This window comes from Nannocystis sp. (assembly GCF_016714285.1).
GTDB lineage: Bacteria > Myxococcota_A > Polyangia > Nannocystales > Nannocystaceae > Nannocystis.
On sequence record NZ_JADJNN010000038.1, the window covers coordinates 110,568 to 127,540 of the forward strand.

The window sequence follows — 16,973 nt, forward strand, 5'->3', positions numbered from 1 at the left end:
CCGGCGGCCCGATCCGGCGGCCTGAGGCTCACAGGTAGACCATCTTGATGTCCTGCACGGCCCCCGCGGCGCCCAGCTCGAAGCGGGCGTCGCGGTACTTCGGCGGCCCCATGCGGCCCTTCGCGTTGTTCGACATCCCGACGCCCTCCTTCGGCATGCCGATCCAGTTGGTGTCGAGCTGGTTGTTGCCGTTCTCGTCGTGCAGCACGGACACCGCGTACTCGCCGGGCGGCACGTCGCGCAGGTCGACGCTCGCGCGCCCGCCGGAGATCTTGGCGACCACCTGCTTCCACGCCTTGTTGGGCTCGCCCGGGAAGCCGTCGTCGCCGCGGAACACGGCGATCAGCGCCTGACCGGCGCCGCTGCGAAAGCCGGTCATGCGCAGCGCCAGCGTCCCGGGGCTCGCGGCGACCGACCCCGCCGCTTCGGCGTTCGCTTCGGCGCCGGCGTTCGCGTCGGCGCCGGCTTCGGCCGCGGCGTCGCTGCAGGCCAGGAGGAGGAGGGTGGAGAGGGTGAGGGTCAGTTTCATGGCCAGGGCTCCAGATGGTCCAAGCTTCGCCCAAGCTCATAGCAGACCTTTCGCGAAAGCTCTCCGCCTGCGCGCCTCGAGTCCGGGTCCCGGGCCCGTAGATTCGCCGACAAGGCCGCCTGGTGCCGCAGTTCGCTGGTTGCGGAGGCGAGCGTTCCCGGGTATAGAGGGTTTGCATAGGGTTGCCCCGAAAGCCCCATTCGTGACTGACAACGGTCGATATCGCATCCAGTCCGTCGCCGAAATGACCGGCGTCTCGGCGGCGACCTTGCGCGCGTGGGAGCGGCGCTACGGCATCCCCGCGCCGCGGCGCACGGCGGCGGCCTACCGCCTGTACACCGAGCAGGACGTCGAGCTGATCAAGCGGGTGCGCGAGCTGTGTGACAGCGGCATCGCCCCGTCGCAGGCGGCGCAGATGGTGCTCGCCAGCCAGGGCAGCCGCGAGGAGTTCACCCACCTCGAGGTCGACACCCACGAGCTGGCGACGCAGAAGATCATCCAGGCGGTCGAACGCTTCGACGCCGACATGCTCGAGGCGGCCGTCAAGCACGCGCTGTTCCTCGGCCCCGCGACTGCGCTGTTCGACAAGGTGTTCGGGCCGGCGCTGCTGCAGATCGGTCAGCGCTGGCACGAGGGATCGATCGGCGTGGGCCAGGAGCACCTCGCCGTCGAGGTCATCGGCAACGCCCTGCGCTACCTGCTGCGGCTCGGCCAGCCGGAGGCGCCGGAGAAGGTGGCGCTGCTCGCCTGCTTCGCCGACGAGGAGCACGTCGTCCCGCTCTACGGGGTGGCCCTGCGCTTCGCCGAGTGGGGCTTTCGCACGGTGATGCTCGGCGCCCGCACGCCGCCGCACGCGATCCGTCAGGCGGTCAGCGAGATCCACCCCGACCTGGTCGGTCTGTCGCTGACGATCGTGCCGCCGGCGTACCGCGCCCGTGAGCTCGTCGACGGCTACGCCGAGGCCTGCAACAAGACCCCGTGGCTGGTCGGCGGCGGCGGTGCAGCGCAGCTGCAGGAGCTCATCGAGGCGCGCGGCGGGCTGCTCGTCCCGGACAGTCGCAGCAAGCTGCGGGCCCTCGTCGAGCGACTCACCAGCGTGCGCCCCGGCGACGCAGGCTGAGTGCTGGTGTTGTTGGCCTGGGGGACCGATACCCCAGTTGCCCGCAAGGGGTGCGCGCAGTGGGTTTTCCTCCTGGGTTATTTCGCGTACAAACGCCGGGCCGGCGGCGTCCCCAGCGTTCGCCGGCAGCACGACGAAAGCACCATCATGAAGAAGTCCATGTCTCCCCTGTTCACCGCGGTCGTGGCGTTCGCCCTGGCCGCCTGCGCCGCCAAGCCCAGCCCGGACACCGCCCCGCCGACCGAGGCGCCGCCGACCGAGCCGGCCCCCGTCGAGGCAGCGCCCACGCCCGAGCCCGCGCCCGCGCCCGCCGAGCCGCCGGCCCCGCCCGCCCCGACCAAGGACGTCCTCGACACCGCCGCCGAGGCTGGCAAGTTCGCCACCCTGCTCAGCGCGATCGATGCTGCGGGCCTGAAGGACACGCTCAAGGGCCCCGGCCCGTTCACCGTGTTCGCGCCGACCGACGAGGCCTTCGCCAAGCTGCCGAAGGGTGAGCTCGACAAGCTGCTCAAGAACAAGAAGAAGCTCAGCGAGCTGCTCAGCTACCACGTCGTCTCGGGCGCCGCGGTGAAGGCCGCCGACATCGGCGCCACCCCCACGGCCAAGAGCGTCGCCGGTCCGGAGCTCGCCCTCACCGCGGCCGACGGCACCGTCAAGATCAACGACTCCGCCACCGTGGTGCAGGCCGACATCGCCGCCACCAACGGCGTCATCCACGTGATCGACACCGTGCTGAGCCTGCCCAAGCCGGGCAAGGCCGCCAAGAAGAAGGCCGACTAGGCCAGGAGATCGCCCGCGCCAGCCGAGAGCTCGCGCGGCCGATGCCGACCGATCCGGTCGAACCAGCGGCGAGGCCCCACATGGGACCTCGCCGGCTTTCTTTCTCGCGCGGTATTGCGCCGCGCGGAGATGCGCTATCGTGCCCGCGTGCGTGGCCTGTCCATCCTCTTCCCCGTCCTCGTGTTCGCCTGCGCCGACGGTGCCGGCGATGGCAGCAGCCTGAGCCAGGCCAGCGTGCCCACAACGTTGAGCGCGGGCGAGTCGGCGGCGACCGGCGTCGGCAGCTCGAGCGGCGAGCTTGCGAGCACGAGTGGCGCCGTCACCACCACCAGCGAGCCTGGCAGCACCGGGTCCGGCAGCACCACGGCGGTCGAGGGCACCGGCGAGTCGACCGGCAGCGACCCGGGCGGCAGCACCGGCGCGGCGCTGCCGAGCAAGAGCTGCAACTACGAGTCGACCACCTACGCCGCCGCGCCGCAGGAGCTCATGGTGGCCAAGGGCTCGCCGAAGCAGCTGCTGTTCACGGTGCCGGGCCTGCCGGATCCGGGCCTGGTGAGCGCGGCGACGCTGCGCTTCGTCAGCTACGACAGCGACCATCCCGGCGAGGAGGGCGTGATCGTGGTCAACGGCGGCGCGCCGATCGATCTGCCCGCCGAGCTCGCGTGGACCAACCTCGACCACGAGACCGCGGTCGTCATCACCGACCGCACGGTCGCCGGCGACAACACGATCGCCTTCGGGGCGGGCTCCGCCGAGGTCGGCACCTTTTATCGCATCAGCAAGGTCGCGCTCGAGCTCGAGGCCGCCGTCGCCGAGTGCCCGGCGCCGCCCGACATGCCGATGGGCCCGGCCAAGGCGGTGCAGCTCGACTTCAACGCCGCCACCTACGGCAAGCGCAACAACTGGGTGCTGCGCTGCGACTTCGGCGAGGGCTACGCCTTCACGGCCAAGGGCGACCAGGGCGCGCTCGACTGCGGCAAGCTCTACGACCCCGACGGCACGCGCAAGGGCACCGCGACCTTCGTGTTCAAGGACCTGGTCCCCGCGACCTACGAGATCACGATCGCCGCCCGCCACAGCGCCAACCGCAACCCCAAGGGCGCCCTCTTCGTCGTCGACGGCGAGGCCAAGCGCGTCGACCAGACCAAGGGCGACGCGATCACCGTCGACACCTGGGGCACCAAGCAGCTCGCGGGCACGATCGAGGTCGTGCTCGACAGCGCCATGGAGAGCGAGAGCGACAGCGTCACCTGGGTGCGCCTCGAGCCCCAATAGTCGATCACCGCCAATTGCTGCCAATCGCGGCCGATCACTACCAATCACCGTCGCGGCGGGGGTCGTGAGTAATGGGGCCACAGGCACCGGAAAATGCACAGGCGGGGAGCTGGAGCGCGGCATACCGCCGATCGCTCCGATATCGATAGACTCCCCGCGGCCGGCACCGGTTAGTGCCGGGCGGCGCCAAACCCGTCACGCCAGGCGTACGATTCTTGACCGCCTACGCCCGCTGCGAACGGATTTGCGCGCTGCCCCTGCGTGCTGCCCTGCGTGCTGCCCTGCGTACTGTCATTGCTGCCATTCATGGTGATCGTAGCGTCCGGCCCCGGGCTTGTGCCCGGGAGGGGGGTCCTCTATGGTGCGATGCAATGCTCCGTCTGCGCCCCCTGTATGTCCTGTCTGGCCTCGCGCTGCTGGCTCTCGGCTGTGAGGGCGGTTCCAACGGTCGCGACGAGGACGACAACGGGGGCGGCGACGGCATCGACATCCCGGACCCGGAGGACCCGCCGCCGCAGGACGCCGGCGACTATCTGAAGGGCATCGACGCCGAGTTCATGGCCGCGGCCGCGGAGTTTGATGTCCCGCCGGAGATCTTGAAGGCCGTCGGTTACACCGAGTCGCAGTGGCAGATGGTCGAGGGTCAGGAGGAGTTCGAGGGCTACGCGCCGGCCTTCGGGACCATGGCGCTGCGCGGCGCCAACGTCAGCGACGCGGCCAGCCTGCTCGGCGTCGACGAGGACACGGTGCGGGTCCACCGACCGACCAACATCCGCGCCGCCGCGGCGCTGCTCGACCAGAAGGCGAAGGCGGAGAAGATCGACCGCGCCGACCTCGGCGCGTGGGCCCCGTCGATCGCCACCCTGTCCGGCATCAGCGAGCACAACGCCGCGATCAGCTACATCCACAACGACGTCTACGGCCTGATCAAGAACGGCCTCGTCGTCATGGACAACGACGGCAACGTGATCTCGTCGATCGAGCCCGAGCCGGACGTGACCCCCAACTACGACCCGCCCGGCGGCCCGACCCTGGCCACCAACCCGGACTACAAGGGGGCGATCTTCCGCGCCTCGCCGAACTTCAGCACCCGCCCGGCGAGCGCCTCGGGCAAGGTGAAGATGGTCATCATCCACAGCTGCGAGGGCGCCTACTCCGGCTGCTGGGGCTGGCTGGTCCAGAAGAAGGCGGGGGTCAGCGCGCACTACGTGGTCAAGGAGGACGGCTCCGAGATCTCGCAGCTCGTGCAGGAGGCCAAGAAGGCGTGGCACATCGCGGCCACCTACAAGGCCTCGCTCAACGGCGGCAAGGAGGCCTCGCTCGAGGGCACCAGCGGCAACAACTTCACCGTGGGCATCGAGCACGCCGGCTTCGCCAAGCAGAACGCGTGGAACCCGAACCTCATCGACCAGTCGGCCAAGCTGGTGTGCGACATCACCAAGCGCAACGCGATCCCGCGCGACAAGTACCACATCGTCGGGCACGGCCAGCTGCAGCCGTACAACCGCATCGACCCGGGTCCGAACTGGCCGTGGGCGACCTTCATGCAGAAGATCGACGCCGCCTGCGGCGCGCCGATGCCCGACCCGAACCCGGACCCGAACCCCGAGCCGAACCCGGTGCCGATGGACACGGGCTCGGAGTCCACCGGCGACACGGGCTCGGACACGGGGATGGACCCGCCCGACCCGCCGCCGCCGGACCCGACGCTGATCGTCGACAGCTCGGCCGGCAACAACGACCCGGCGCTGGCCAAGTTCACGGTCTCGGCCAACTGGTCGGCGACCGCGGCGACGCCGGGCTTCTACGGCAACAACTACTACTTCGCGGCGACCGAGTCGATCTCGGACGGGGCGGAGTTCTCGTTCTACCTCAACAACGCGGGCAGCAAGAAGGTCGAGGTCTGGTACACCGCGGGCGGCAACCGCTCGGCCAGCACACCGATCGTCTCGTTCGACGCCGGCGGGGCCAACCTCGGCACCGCCAACGTGAACATGCAGGTCGGCGGCAAGGCGTGGACCACCGTCGGCACCTACAACTTCACGAAGGGCTGGAACAAGGTCGTCGTCTCGCGCTGGACCACCAAGGGCTTCGTCGTCATCGCCGACGCGATCCGCATCACCGCCGACGGCATGCAGCAGCCGCCCGCCGACCCGACGGTCGCCGACCTGGTGGCCCTGACCCAGAACTGCACGCCGGTCGCGGGCACCAGCAAGTTCAAGACCGACGCCAGCGCCAACTCGGCGACGGTCCAGCTGTGCCAACTCAATGGCGCGATCTTCTGGAAGGCCGACGCCGACATCGACTGCGACGGCGCGGCCGACCCGAAGTGCACCGTCGACCCCGACTACATGTCGACCACCAGCGCGACCGACTCGAACGGCAAGTACATCAATTCGGCCAAGGTGCCGTTCTACGTCGTGCCGCTGGCCAGCAACGGCTTCGTGCCCAAGGACCACGGGATCAAGACCGGCGCCCACTACGGCAGCGCCGGCGCGATCATCTACAACGGCAAGCTGTTCTACGCCCCCTACGCCGACGCCGGGCCCTCGGGGGTGATCGGCGAGCTGTCCTACGCGGCGGCCGAGCAGCTCGGCATCCCGCCGAGCCCGATCAACGGCGGCGTCGCCAGCGGCGTGACGTACATCGTGTTCACCGGGGCGAACTACATCGACCCGATCGAGAACCCGACCACCGCCGCGACGCTCGGCAAGTCGCTCGCCAGCAAGCTGATCGCCGACAACAAGTAGGCCCCGCGGCCGCAGCTCGCTCGCCGCTCGCCGCGCTGCGGAGGGCGGCGAGCTGGCATATGATGCCCGGTATGAGCGAGCGGAGCGTGCAGAAGACCGACGAGGAGTGGCGCGGCGTGCTGACGCCGGAGCAGTACCGGGTGCTGCGACAGGCGGGCACCGAGCGGCCGTTCACGGGCGCGTACTGGGACCACAAGGCCGAGGGGCAGTACACCTGCGCCGGCTGCGGGGCGGTGCTGTTCGACGCGAGCAGCAAGTTCGACGCGCACTGCGGGTGGCCGAGCTTCTACGAGGCGCTCGAGCGCGACGCGATCGAGGAGCGCAGCGACATCAGCCACGGGATGCGGCGGGTCGAGGTGCTGTGTCGCCGCTGCGGCGGCCACCTCGGGCACGTGTTCCCGGACGGGCCGCAGCCGACCGGTCTGCGCTACTGCATCAACTCGGCGAGCCTCGGGTTCAAGCCGGGCTCGTGATCAGGGCGTGACGGGCGGCAGCGTGTCCTCGCCGGCCATGGCGCGGGCGACCACGCCGTCGACGTGGACGGCGTCCCAGCCGAGGTGGCCGTCGAAGATCAGGGTCTCGTCGCCGCGGGTGACGCGGGAGATCAGGCTGTCGACCGCGTCGGGGCTGCCCTCGATCGCGCCGCTGCGGGAGATCGCCAGCCAGCCGCCGTCGACCAGGGCGTGCACGGTGGCGAGCGGCGTGAGCTGATCGTCGCTGGCGCGCAGCTGGGTTCGGCCGTAGCCGCCGAGCAGCAGGACGCGGCCGTCGTCGCTGAAGTCCATGCGGTGGACGCCGTACAGCGCGAGCTCCTCGGTGAGCCGCCTGGCGCCGGTGTCCGGGCGCCAGCGCCACAGCTTGCCGCTCTCGAGCAAGATGAGCAGCTCGCGGTTGTCGGGGCTGAGGGCGACGGCCGCGGGCCAGCCGTCGAGGTCGAGGGTCTGCTCGCTGGCGGGGTCGACGTCGATGCGGCGGAGGTGCGCCCGGGTCTGCATCCGCTCGGGGTCGGGCAGCTCGAGCCAGGCGAGCGCGCTGCCGTCGCGGGCGAAGCTCAGGTGGCGGATGTTGGCGGACAGGGTCGCGACGAGCGCGCCGGTGTCGCTGCGCCACACTTGCCCGGGCAGGCGGTAGTCGAGGCCGGCGATCAGGCGGGCGTCGTCGCTGAGCAGGAGGGTGCCGGCGGGGTCCAGAGCGATCGCCCGGCTGCGCCGGCCGTCGGGATCGACCAGCAGCAGCGATCGCCGTTCGCCCTGGATGTCCAAAAGGACATGTCCGTCGCGGGTGAAGCGGGCGTAGGCGCTGACGCCCTCGGGCAGCGGCGTGCGCAGCTGCAGCGCGCCCGAGGCGGCCTCGCGCAGCTCGAGCGCGGGGCCGCGGCGCAGGACGACGCGGCGGCCGTCGTCGGCGATCGCCAGCACGATGTCGGCGGGGTCGCGGGCGAGCGGCAGGCGCAGGCCCTCGCGCAGGTCCCACAGGTGCTGCTTGCCGCCCTCGTCGAAGCGCAGGACCCGGCCGTCGCGCGAGAGGATCGGGTCGACCGGGCCGGACGGGCGTCGCGGCAGCCGCTGCACGAGGGCCTCGCCGCGGCGCCAGGTCGAGACGGCGCCGTAGAGGTCGACCATCGCCAGGGTGCCGCTCCGGGAGAACGCGAGGATGTCGCCCGGCAGGTCGCGGGCGGCGAGGAGGGCCAGGCCGGCGCCGCTCCGGGTGTCGCGCACCCGCACCGTGGTGATGCCGCCGGTCGCGACCATGCTGCCGTCGGGTGAGAAGGCGGCGGACACGGCCCGTCCGCAGCTCCGTCGCTCGTCGGCGGTGGGTGCCCGCGGCGGGTCGCCGGGGCTGGTGTTGCGGCTGGCCACGGTGGCGGCCTCGGCGGCGTCGCAGTCGGGGCTGAAGTGCTTGAGCGGCTTGCCGCTGCGGGTGCTCCAGCGGATGAGGTCGCCGTGGTTGTGGACCGCGAGCAGCTCGTCGCCGTCCGGGCTCAGGTGCAGGGCGATCGGCTGGTTCAGGTCCGGGTTGCCGCCCATGTGGCGGTGCTCGACGTAGTCCCAGCTGAACTTGAGGACATGTTTGCGCTGGCCGGCGCCGTCGAACACGAACACCCGCGAGTCGGAGCCGCCGACCGCGACGGTGCGGGCGTCGTCGCTGAGCGCGAGCGACACGGGCCAGGTCGGCGAGTCGCCCAGGAGGTTGTGGTGGTAGCTGCCCTCGCCGGTGTACGCGCGGGTGATCGTGGGGGTGGTGCCGTCGAGGGCGAAGCGGGCGAGCTGGCGGCCGTGCGCGTCCCACAGCTGCGTGGTGTGACCGCTGCAGGCGAGGGTGCGCAGGGCCTCGCCGACGCCGACGCTGACCAGCCGGCTGACGCGCGCGCCCTCGCGTTCGCCGGTGATCGCGATCGGCGGGGCGCTCTCGCCGGTGGCGAGCTGCTGCAGCACCACGCGGGGGCCCTCGCCGCGGATCAGCGTGTCGCCGTCGGCCGAGAGGGTGAGCGCCTCGGCGGGCTCGGGGGCGAACAGCCGGCGCACCGGGGCGCCGGGCTCGGGCGCAGAGATCGTGATCAGGCCGAGGCGCAGGCCGGCGACGTCGAGCGCGCCGACGTTGCGCAGCAGCACCAGCTGGTCGCCGTGCCAGGCGCCGCTGCGGGTCATCCAGGTCTCGACCGGCTGCATCTGCAACGACGCGCCGCGCTCGTGCAGCTGCACGCGCGCGTGGGCCCAGGCGCCGCGGGCCCAGGCCTGCAGGGCCGGGTCGCCGGCGGCGTGGGCCCACATCACGCTGGCGGCGTCGGCCACGAGCGCGGGCCTCGTTTCGCCGCCGAGCTCGGCGAGGAAGCGCAGCGCGGCCTCGCGGGCGCGCCCGGCGAGGGCCAGCGCGTGGGCCTCGCGCAGCGGAGGCGCCAGCACGCCGGTCAGCGCCTCGGGTGACGCGGCGGGGTGGAGGGTCGCGCTCTGCTCGTCGATCGCGGCGACCAGGGCCGCGTCGTCGCGGGCGAGCGCGGCGCTGCGGGCCCGGGCCAGCGCGGACTGGGCGCGGCGCAGCTCGCCGGCGCTTCGCATGCCGTCGACCCACGCGCGCAGGTGGGCGATCGTGGGCTCTTGGGTGAAGACGCGGCCGCGGTGGCTCGAGGCGACGTCGACCAGGCCTGCGGCCTGCGCCACCTCGGCGGCGGCGAGCCAGCACGCGACGTCGCGGCACTCGGGGGAGCCTGGGGCGGCGGCGGGCGCCTCGATCGTCGCCTCGGTGCCGGTCGTCTGCGCGAGCGGTGCGGGCGTGGCGACGGGCTTGCAGGCGACGACGGCGACGAGCAGGGCGCTGCGGGAGAGGTTGGCGAGCATGGCCTGGTGGCAACGCGCGCGTGCTCGCGGTGGTGTGTTGTTCATGCGGGGCGGCGGACGGCGATCCAGGTGCCCGGGGCGGGGCCCGGGTCGTGGACGGCGCCCTCGAGGTGGCCGTCGACCAGCTTGCCGGTGAACGCGAGCAGGCGGCCCTGCGGGTCGACGATGCTGAAGCGGATCTCGTCGCCGCGCAGCGAGGGCTCGCGCAGGCCGGCCTTGATCGTGCCGAGGCTCGTGGGGAACTCGGCGCGGCCCTTGATGCGCTGGAACTCCTGCTCGATGTCGAGGTTGAAGCGGGTGCCGTCGAGGGTGGTCAGGTCCCAGCCGCCGGCGACCTGGGCTGGAACGATCCACAGGTAGGCCGCGCGTTGCTCGAAGTAGGAGGTCTCGTCGGGGACCCAGTCGTCCATGTGGAACTGGTGCGAGACGACGCGGGTGCCGGGGCGCATCGCCAGCAAGATCGGTCGCAGGCGGCGGTTGAGCGCGGGCAGCAGGTAGAGGGTCACCACGGTTGCGCTGCGGAAGTCGAGGCGGAACAGGTCGCCCTGCTCGAAGCGGACCCGCTTGGTGAGGCCGGCCGCGCGGGCGCGCTGCTGCGAGAGGGCGACCAGCTCGGGGTTGTATTCGATGCCGCGGGCGCTCGCGCCGAACTTGCTGGCGGCGAGCAGGACCAGGCGGCCGTCGCCGCTGCCGAGGTCGACCACCTGATCGCCGGGGCCGACCTGGGCCATCGTCAGCATGCGGTCGACGAGCGCGTCGGGCGTGGGCACCCAGATCACGTCCTTGCCGGACTGGCCGAGCTGCGGGGTGTAGACCGGCGCGTCACCGGGGGCGGCGGTGCCACCGGGGGCGGCGGTGCCGACGGGGCCGACGGGGCCGACGGGGCCAACGGGGGCGGCGAGGGCGGCGGCGACGAGCAGGGCGCGCAGCATGATCAGGTCGCGGGCGCCTCGAACGCGGCCTGGAGGCGCTTCTTGATCGAGGCCTCGAGGCGGACCGGGTCGACGCCGAAGGCGCGGGCCATCATGCCGAGCTTGACGACGATGTCGACGCTGCGCGGCAGGACGGAGATCGATCCGCTGACGCCGGTGCCCTTGAGGGTGGCCTGGTTGCCGGACCACGCCGCCGACACGCCGTACTTCTGCAGCATCTCCTCGAAGCCCTGGACCTTCTTGCGGGCCTCGTCGGGGGGGACGTTGTGGGGCTGGCTGACGCGGACATCGCTCATGCGGCGAGAGTAACACTGCGCGGCCGAGGTCGAGCTCGCCGGGCCTTGCGAGGAGCCGTGCGGGTGACCGCCCGCGGGGGTCAGCAGCCGAGGTCGAGCTCGCCGAGGTGGGCCGTCTCGTTGCTGGAGGCGAGCTCCCACGCGCCGCCGGACGGGCCCGGGCCGGGGCGCCAGCGCAGGCGGTGGAGGCTGCCGAGGGTGACGGGGAGCTCGGCGAATTCCGCGGGCGGGCGGCCGGTGAGGGCGGCGAGGACGGCCTTGATCACGCCCTTGTGCAGCACCGCGAGGACAGGTCCCTGCTCGGAGGGGGCGCCGAGGTGCGTGAGCGCCGCGTCGCGGACGCGGGCGTGGAAGCTGGCCCGCGGCTCGCCGCCGGGGTAGTCGAAGGCGGGCCGGTCGCGTTGCCAGCGGCGGAAGTTGTCGGGGTCGCGGGTCTCGACCTCGGCGAAGGTGAGGCCCTCCCACGCGCCGAAGTCGACCTCGCGGAAGTCGGGCACCACCTCGAGTGTGGGCGCGGCGGGCTGGGCCGCGAGCACGATCTCCGCCGAGCGACGGGCTCGCTGCAGCGGCGAGCACAGCACCCGGGCGAGGCGGAGCTCGGCCAGGGCTGCTGCGGCGCGGGCGGCCTGCTGTTCGCCGACCGAGCTGAGGGCGACGTCGGTGGCGCCGTGGAGGCGGATCGACGACTGGCCGACGGTCTCGCCGTGGCGCAGCAGGACCAGCACCGGCCGCTCCGGAGTGCCGCTGCCAGCTCCGCTCATCCGCGCTTCCGGGGTTTATTCTGGTGGAGCTTTGGCATACAAGAGAGGAGCGCTTATGGCAGTTCGCACGCCGAAGGGCAATCGCCCGGCCCGCTCCACCGCCGCTGTGGCCCCCGCAGCGGGCGCCTCGTCGACATCTGCGGGGACCTCGGGGCCTGGCGCGGGGGCGACCTCGGCGTCCAGCTCGGAGCCGACGAGCGACGATCTGCTGGAGGCGGCGGCCGACCTCGCGGGGGACATCGGCGCGGCCGAGTTGACCCGGCGCATGGCCGACAACATCCGCGCGCTGCGAAAGACCCGCGGCTACTCGCTCGACGACATGGCCCGGCGCTCGGGCGTGTCGCGGGCCAGCCTCTCGCAGGTCGAGACGGCCAAGACCAACCCGACGATCGCGATCTTGTGGAAGATCGCGGCCGGGCTCGAGGTGCCGTTCTCGGCGCTGCTCGGGGAGGACAACGCGGAGCGGGTCAGCGTGCTGCGGCGGCCCGACCAGCGGGTGCTGAAGTCGGCGGACGGCCACTTCGAGAGCCGGCCGCTGACGCCGGCGGGGGTGCTCACCGGGGTCGAGGTCTACGAGCTGCGGCTGGCGCCGCACACGGTGCACGCCTCCGACGCGCACGCGGCCGGGACCAGCGAGAGCTTGACGGTGCTGGTCGGTACGCTGCGGCTGCGGGTCGGCGACGAGGTGCACGACCTGTCGGCTGGCGACGCGGCGTGCTTCGTCGCCGACGTGGCGCACAGCTACGAGAACCCGGGGCGCACGCCGCGGAACCCCTGCCGCCCTCCGGCAAGCGAAGCCTCCGCTCAAGGACGGTGCGGTCGGCCTCGCCGAGCGCCGGACCGCACCGGCCCTGAGAGCGCGACATGGCGGTAGGGACATGTCCCTTACGACATGTGTCGAGGCGCTAGCGGCCGGGTAGGGGTCCGGGCAGGCAGGCGGGCTCCACAACCAGCACGGTCCAGGCGGTGCGCATGTGAAGCACGACAGCACAGGCGGGCCGCGCCCGGCAAGCTGCGGCGGGCGCGTTCAGGGCGCTGGAAATTTGTCTCGGGTGGGCGGATCTGGTCGGGCGGGTCGCCCGAGGCGGGCCCTGGAGCGGGCTGGGTGGCGTCTTGGCGGTGCGCGACATTCGCCACATTGACGGTGATTCCAGTATAATGTACGACTGTCGGGTCTCGCGGAGCCCGCCATGAGCATCGCCCTCGCCCACGCCCCCGTGCTCGCCCCTCCTCCTGCGCTGCCTCCGGTCGCGCTGCGCCTCGAGGGTGTGAGCCGGCGCCACGGGGTCGGCGCGGACGCGGTGGTCGCCCTCGACACCCTGTCGCTCAGCGTGCGCGCGGGCGAGTTCGTGTGCGTGGTCGGGGCCTCGGGCTGCGGCAAGTCGACGATGTTGAACCTGGTCGCCGGGCTCGACACGCCGACGGCCGGGCAGGTGCACGTGGCGGGCGGGCGGCCGGCGCTGATGTTTCAGGAGTCGGCGCTGTTCCCCTGGCTCACGGTCGAGGAGAACGTCGCGTTCCCGCTGGAGATGCAGGGCGTGGCGCGGGGCGAGCGGCGGCGGCGGGTGGCCGAGCTGCTGGCGATGGTGCACCTCGAGAGCTTCGCCCGCAGGCGGCCGCACGAGCTGTCGGGCGGGATGAAGCAGCGGGTCGCGTTGGCGCGGGCGCTGGCGCAGCGGGCCAACCTGCTGCTGATGGACGAGCCCTTCGCCGCGCTCGACGCGATGATGCGCGACCACCTGCACTGCGAGCTCGAGAGCCTGTGGCAGCAGACCGGGCTGACGGTCGTGTTCGTGACCCACAACGTGCGCGAGGCGGTGCGCCTGGGTGACCGCGTGCTGCTGCTGTCGAGCCGCCCCGGGCGGCTGGTGGCCGAGTACGCGATCGACATCCCGCGGCCGCGGCGGATCGAGTCGCCTGAGGTGGCTCGCAGCGCCCGCGAGATCACCGACCGGCTGCACGAGGCCGTCCGCGATGCCTGAGACGGCGGCGCCGCGCCTGCACGCGCTCGCCGGCGACCTCGACCACGTCGCCGCCCGGCGGGCGGGGGCTGTCCCCGGGGACAGCCTCGGTGTCGCGGGCGCCGGGTCGGAGCGGCGAGCGGGAGCTGTCCCTGAGGACAGCCGCAGGGGACGGGCGGCAGCTGTCCCTGAGGACAGCCTCGAGGTGGTCGCGGCCGGGCCGGAGCGCGCGCGGGGGGCCCGGGTGTGGGCGGCGCTGTGGCCCAAGCTGGCGGCGGTCGGGCTGGCCCTGGCGCTGTGGGAGCTGGTGGTGCTGAGCGGCTGGCGCCCGGACTATGTGCTGCCCGGGCCGGCGGCGGTGCTCGGTCGGCTGTTCGCCGACACGATGTCGGGCGAGGTGCTGGTGGCCGCGGCGATCACGATGAAGCGAGCGCTGCTCGGCTACGCGATCGCGCTGGTGGTCGGCGTGGCGATCGGTCTGCTGATGGCGCGTGTGCGGGTCCTGCGGACCGCGGCCGGCTCGCTGCTGACGGGGCTGCAGACCATGCCCTCGGTCGCGTGGTTCCCGCTGGCGATCTTGCTGTTCCAGCTGAGCGAGGCGGCGATCCTCGCGGTGGTCGTGCTCGGCGCGGCGCCCTCGATCGCCAATGGACTGCTGCACAGCTTCGACCAGGTGCCGCCGCTGCTGGTCCGCGCCGGTCGGGTGCTCGGCGCCCGCGGGCTCGGCCTGTATCGCCACATCATCCTGCCGGCCGCGCTGCCGGGCTTCCTCACCGGGCTCAAGCAGGGCTGGGCCTTCGCGTGGCGCAGTCTGATGGCCGGCGAGCTGCTCGTCATCATCGGCCACGCGCCGTCGATCGGCGTGCGCCTGCAGTTCTCGCGCGAGCTCAGCGACGCCGAGGGGCTGCTCGCGTGGATGATCGTGGTGATGATCCTCGGCGTGCTGGTCGACGGGCTGGTGTTCGGCGCGCTCGAGCGGGCCGTGCATCGCCGCCGCGGGCTCACCGGCGTGCACGCGTAGGCCGGGGTGCCCATGGGCGAATTGGGGCCCGCACCGCGAGCGTGCTAGGCCGCGCCGGCGATGTCGATCTCGATGGAGCACGCGGCCCTGGTGGAGATGTTTCGCTCGAACCCGGGGCTGGTGCCGCAGCTGCTGCGGGACTCGTTCGCGGTGGTGTTGCCGGCGTGGGAGACGGTCTCGATCGCGGAGGCGGAGCTCGATCAGCTGGCGCCGATCGAGTTCCGGGCTGATCTGGTGGTCGAGCTGGCTGGCGCTGGAGCGCCGCGGCTCGGCGCGGTGGTCGAGGTGCAGCTGAGCGCCGATGACGACAAGCGCTTCAGCTGGCCGGTGTACCTCACGGTGAATCGCTCGCGCCGCCGCTGCGAGACGCTGCTCCTGGTGGTCGCACCCGACCCCGCGGTCGCGGCCTGGGCTCGCCGACCGATCCGCGTCGGGCCGGACAACGAAGTGCGTGTGCACGTGCTCGGACCCGCCGAGATCCCCGCGGTCGTCGACCCAAGCGTCGGTGTAGCGAACCCGCAGCTGGCCGTGCTCTCGGCGATGGCCCACTGCAATGAGCCGGAGCTCGGCCTGCCCGTCCTCCGCAGCGCCCTGGCGGCGCTGGACGCGTTCGACAAAGTCGATGCCAGGCTCTATCTTCATCTCATCTACAAGGCGCTGGACGAGCCCATGCGCCGCGCCCTGAAGGAGGAAGCGATGCTCCGTGGACAGTACCCAGACGTCGAGCTCGAGTTGCCCGGGTTCGTGTACGACATGGTTGAGCGCGGCGAGGCGCGCGGCGAGGCGCGCGGCGAGATGCGCGGTGAGGTTCGCGGTGAGGTTCGCGGTGAGGTCAAGGTCTTGCTCAAGATCCTCGAGCGCAACGGCGTCGTGCTGACGCCCGAGCAGCGGCGCAGCATTGCGAGCTGCGAGGATCCGTCGCGCATCGATGCCTGGGTCGAGCGGGCCTTCACGGCTCGCACGGCCGACGAGCTGTTCGCGGACGGCTGAAGCGCTCGCAGTCGGTGAGGCCATGTATCTCGACGCTAACTTTCGCGGCTTGCGCGTCTCCGGGACCACGGCCGAGGGTCTGCCGGTGATCGCGGGCTTGTTCCCCGTGGTCAACAGCGAGGGGGTCGCGCTCGACATGTTGCTCGAGCTGTTCCACGACCGGCGCTGGTGCGTCGACTGGTTCGACTTCCTGCTGTGCGCGCGGGGCTTCGGCTGGAACCTGCGGACGACCCTGGGCAAGATCCACACTGCGCTCGAGGCGGTCGAGGGGGCCGCGTACGCGGCGGCGTGGCTGCGCTCGGCGGAGGCGATGCTGCCGAGCTTGCAGCGGGTGCGGGTCTTGCCGTAGCCTCGCGCGGCGCGATGATCATCGTCACCGGCACCAAGCGCTCGGGGACCTCGATGTGGATGCAGATCCTCGCGGCTGCGGGGCTGCCGGTGATCGGCGAGCGGGTGCCGCGGCACTGGGGCGAGCAGCTGAACGCGGCCAACCCCGATGGCTTCTACGAGTCGGAGCTGGTCGCGGGCATCTACTTTCGCACCAACCCGCACCCGGTCAGCGGGGTGTTCCTGTTCCCCGACCAGACCGAACAGCACGCGGTCAAGGTGTTCATCCCGGGGCTCATCCGGACCGATCTCGCGTACATCGATCGGGTGATCGCCACGGTGCGTGGGTGGCGGGACTTCGCCCGCTCGCGCGAGCGTCTGCGGGCGCTGGGGCGCGCGGGCGAGGTCGCGGAGGGGCCCAATCAGGCGCCGAGTCAGTCGCCGATCTTGCCGCCGGCGCTCGAGTGGTGGGCCGAGAACTTCGCGCTGATCCGCGACGTGGCGACGCGGCGGTATCCGGTGCACATGCTGTCCTACGAGAGTCTGCTCGCCGATCCGGAGCGGACCATCCGCGAGGTGCTAGGGTGGCTCGGGGTCGGCGACGCGGTGAAGGCCAGCGCCGTGGTCCACCGCGAGGGCTCGGCCGCGGCGCGTGACGGGGCCGTGGCGGAGGTCGACGAGACCGGCCTGGAGCCCGCGCAGCTGCTCGTGCTCGACGAGCTGCACGATCACATCCACCGCGGGCTGGCGCTCAGCCCGGGCTTCGTCGAGCGTCTGAATCAGGTCGACCGCGAGCTGCGGCCGCGCTTGCTTGAGCACAACGCGGCGGTCAAGGCGGCGGCGCTGCTCGAGCTGGCGCGGGCGCCCCACGGCGGTTGACGGGCGCGGCGGGGCTG

Annotated in this window: 16 protein-coding genes; 11 read left to right on the forward strand and 5 right to left on the reverse strand. The window is 72.2% G+C overall.

Annotated elements, in window-relative coordinates; genetic code table 11:
• Positions 1–28: 28 nt before the first annotated feature.
• On the reverse strand, positions 29–529 hold the full coding sequence (locus tag IPJ59_RS34005; RefSeq protein ID WP_293246468.1) for a DUF2141 domain-containing protein: 501 nt from the start codon (positions 527–529) through the stop codon (positions 29–31).
• 202 nt (positions 530–731) lie between these two features.
• Between IPJ59_RS34005 and IPJ59_RS34010 the strand changes: the two genes are divergently transcribed.
• The 5 genes from IPJ59_RS34010 (at position 732) to msrB (ending at position 6,927) form a co-directional block, all read left to right on the forward strand.
• Positions 732–1,649: a MerR family transcriptional regulator gene (locus IPJ59_RS34010; protein WP_293246471.1), complete on the forward strand. Its 918-nt coding sequence runs from the start codon at positions 732–734 to the stop codon at positions 1,647–1,649.
• A gap of 384 nt (positions 1,650–2,033) precedes the next feature.
• Positions 2,034–2,429: a fasciclin domain-containing protein gene (locus IPJ59_RS38490; RefSeq protein ID WP_366524757.1), complete on the forward strand. Its 396-nt coding sequence runs from the start codon at positions 2,034–2,036 to the stop codon at positions 2,427–2,429.
• A gap of 147 nt (positions 2,430–2,576) precedes the next feature.
• The gene (locus IPJ59_RS34020) at positions 2,577–3,704 is read left to right on the forward strand and encodes a hypothetical protein (RefSeq protein ID WP_293246477.1); all 1,128 of its coding nucleotides are present in this window, start codon (positions 2,577–2,579) and stop codon (positions 3,702–3,704) included.
• Positions 3,705–4,075: 371 nt separating this feature from the next.
• Complete coding sequence (locus tag IPJ59_RS34025; protein ID WP_293275447.1) at positions 4,076–6,454, forward strand: golvesin C-terminal-like domain-containing protein; 2,379 nt, start codon at positions 4,076–4,078, stop codon at positions 6,452–6,454.
• Positions 6,455–6,525: 71 nt separating this feature from the next.
• Complete coding sequence (gene msrB, locus IPJ59_RS34030) at positions 6,526–6,927, forward strand: peptide-methionine (R)-S-oxide reductase MsrB (protein WP_293246483.1); 402 nt, start codon at positions 6,526–6,528, stop codon at positions 6,925–6,927.
• On the opposite strand, the gene IPJ59_RS34035 is transcribed toward msrB, so the two are convergent.
• The 4 genes from IPJ59_RS34035 to IPJ59_RS34050 all read right to left on the reverse strand — a co-directional run bounded on the left by IPJ59_RS34035 (position 6,928) and on the right by IPJ59_RS34050 (position 11,778).
• Positions 6,928–9,789 carry a WD40 repeat domain-containing protein gene (locus tag IPJ59_RS34035; protein WP_293275448.1) on the reverse strand — a complete coding sequence of 954 codons (2,862 nt, stop codon included), beginning with the start codon at positions 9,787–9,789 and terminating at the stop codon, positions 6,928–6,930.
• 41 nt (positions 9,790–9,830) lie between these two features.
• Positions 9,831–10,721, reverse strand: a complete 891-nt coding sequence (locus IPJ59_RS34040; RefSeq protein WP_293275449.1) for an SAM-dependent methyltransferase — start codon at positions 10,719–10,721, stop codon at positions 9,831–9,833.
• Positions 10,722–10,723: 2 nt separating this feature from the next.
• The gene (locus IPJ59_RS34045) at positions 10,724–11,017 is read right to left on the reverse strand and encodes a polyhydroxyalkanoic acid system family protein (protein ID WP_293246490.1); all 294 of its coding nucleotides are present in this window, start codon (positions 11,015–11,017) and stop codon (positions 10,724–10,726) included.
• An 80-nt stretch (positions 11,018–11,097) separates the two neighbouring features.
• Positions 11,098–11,778, reverse strand: a complete 681-nt coding sequence (locus tag IPJ59_RS34050; protein ID WP_293246493.1) for a histidine phosphatase family protein — start codon at positions 11,776–11,778, stop codon at positions 11,098–11,100.
• 55 nt (positions 11,779–11,833) lie between these two features.
• Between IPJ59_RS34050 and IPJ59_RS34055 the strand changes: the two genes are divergently transcribed.
• From IPJ59_RS34055 to IPJ59_RS34080, 6 genes are all read left to right on the forward strand, one after another.
• The gene (locus IPJ59_RS34055) at positions 11,834–12,652 is read left to right on the forward strand and encodes a helix-turn-helix domain-containing protein (protein ID WP_293275450.1); all 819 of its coding nucleotides are present in this window, start codon (positions 11,834–11,836) and stop codon (positions 12,650–12,652) included.
• 316 nt (positions 12,653–12,968) lie between these two features.
• Positions 12,969–13,760, forward strand: coding sequence for an ABC transporter ATP-binding protein (locus IPJ59_RS34060; RefSeq protein WP_293246496.1), 792 nt, complete (start codon positions 12,969–12,971; stop codon positions 13,758–13,760).
• Complete coding sequence (locus IPJ59_RS34065; RefSeq protein WP_293275451.1) at positions 13,753–14,760, forward strand: ABC transporter permease; 1,008 nt, start codon at positions 13,753–13,755, stop codon at positions 14,758–14,760. The genes IPJ59_RS34060 and IPJ59_RS34065 overlap by 8 nt, the downstream gene beginning before the upstream one ends.
• 60 nt (positions 14,761–14,820) lie before the next feature.
• Positions 14,821–15,750, forward strand: coding sequence for a hypothetical protein (locus IPJ59_RS34070; protein WP_293275452.1), 930 nt, complete (start codon positions 14,821–14,823; stop codon positions 15,748–15,750).
• Positions 15,751–15,772: 22 nt separating this feature from the next.
• Entirely contained in the window at positions 15,773–16,099 is a 327-nt protein-coding gene (locus tag IPJ59_RS34075) for a hypothetical protein (RefSeq protein ID WP_293275453.1), read from the forward strand.
• Positions 16,100–16,113: 14 nt separating this feature from the next.
• On the forward strand, positions 16,114–16,956 hold the full coding sequence (locus IPJ59_RS34080; protein ID WP_293246507.1) for a sulfotransferase family protein: 843 nt from the start codon (positions 16,114–16,116) through the stop codon (positions 16,954–16,956).
• Positions 16,957–16,973: the final 17 nt, after the last annotated feature.

What these genes read in the sequence shown, in the direction of transcription:
- IPJ59_RS34065 (WP_293275451.1), top strand. Translation starts at nt 13,753, where the DNA reads ATGCCTGAGACGGCGGCGCCGCGCCTGCACGCGCTCGCCGGCGACCTC.
- IPJ59_RS34035 (WP_293275448.1), bottom strand. Translation starts at nt 9,789, where the DNA reads ATGCTCGCCAACCTCTCCCGCAGCGCCCTGCTCGTCGCCGTCGTCGCC.
- IPJ59_RS34025 (WP_293275447.1), top strand. Translation starts at nt 4,076, where the DNA reads ATGCTCCGTCTGCGCCCCCTGTATGTCCTGTCTGGCCTCGCGCTGCTG.
- IPJ59_RS34080 (WP_293246507.1), top strand. Translation starts at nt 16,114, where the DNA reads ATGATCATCGTCACCGGCACCAAGCGCTCGGGGACCTCGATGTGGATG.
- IPJ59_RS34045 (WP_293246490.1), bottom strand. Translation starts at nt 11,017, where the DNA reads ATGAGCGATGTCCGCGTCAGCCAGCCCCACAACGTCCCCCCCGACGAG.
- IPJ59_RS34055 (WP_293275450.1), top strand. Translation starts at nt 11,834, where the DNA reads ATGGCAGTTCGCACGCCGAAGGGCAATCGCCCGGCCCGCTCCACCGCC.
- IPJ59_RS34040 (WP_293275449.1), bottom strand. Translation starts at nt 10,721, where the DNA reads ATGCTGCGCGCCCTGCTCGTCGCCGCCGCCCTCGCCGCCCCCGTTGGC.
- IPJ59_RS34075 (WP_293275453.1), top strand. Translation starts at nt 15,773, where the DNA reads ATGTATCTCGACGCTAACTTTCGCGGCTTGCGCGTCTCCGGGACCACG.
- msrB (WP_293246483.1), top strand. Translation starts at nt 6,526, where the DNA reads ATGAGCGAGCGGAGCGTGCAGAAGACCGACGAGGAGTGGCGCGGCGTG.
- IPJ59_RS34005 (WP_293246468.1), bottom strand. Translation starts at nt 529, where the DNA reads ATGAAACTGACCCTCACCCTCTCCACCCTCCTCCTCCTGGCCTGCAGC.
- IPJ59_RS34050 (WP_293246493.1), bottom strand. Translation starts at nt 11,778, where the DNA reads ATGAGCGGAGCTGGCAGCGGCACTCCGGAGCGGCCGGTGCTGGTCCTG.
- IPJ59_RS34060 (WP_293246496.1), top strand. Translation starts at nt 12,969, where the DNA reads ATGAGCATCGCCCTCGCCCACGCCCCCGTGCTCGCCCCTCCTCCTGCG.
- IPJ59_RS34070 (WP_293275452.1), top strand. Translation starts at nt 14,821, where the DNA reads ATGTCGATCTCGATGGAGCACGCGGCCCTGGTGGAGATGTTTCGCTCG.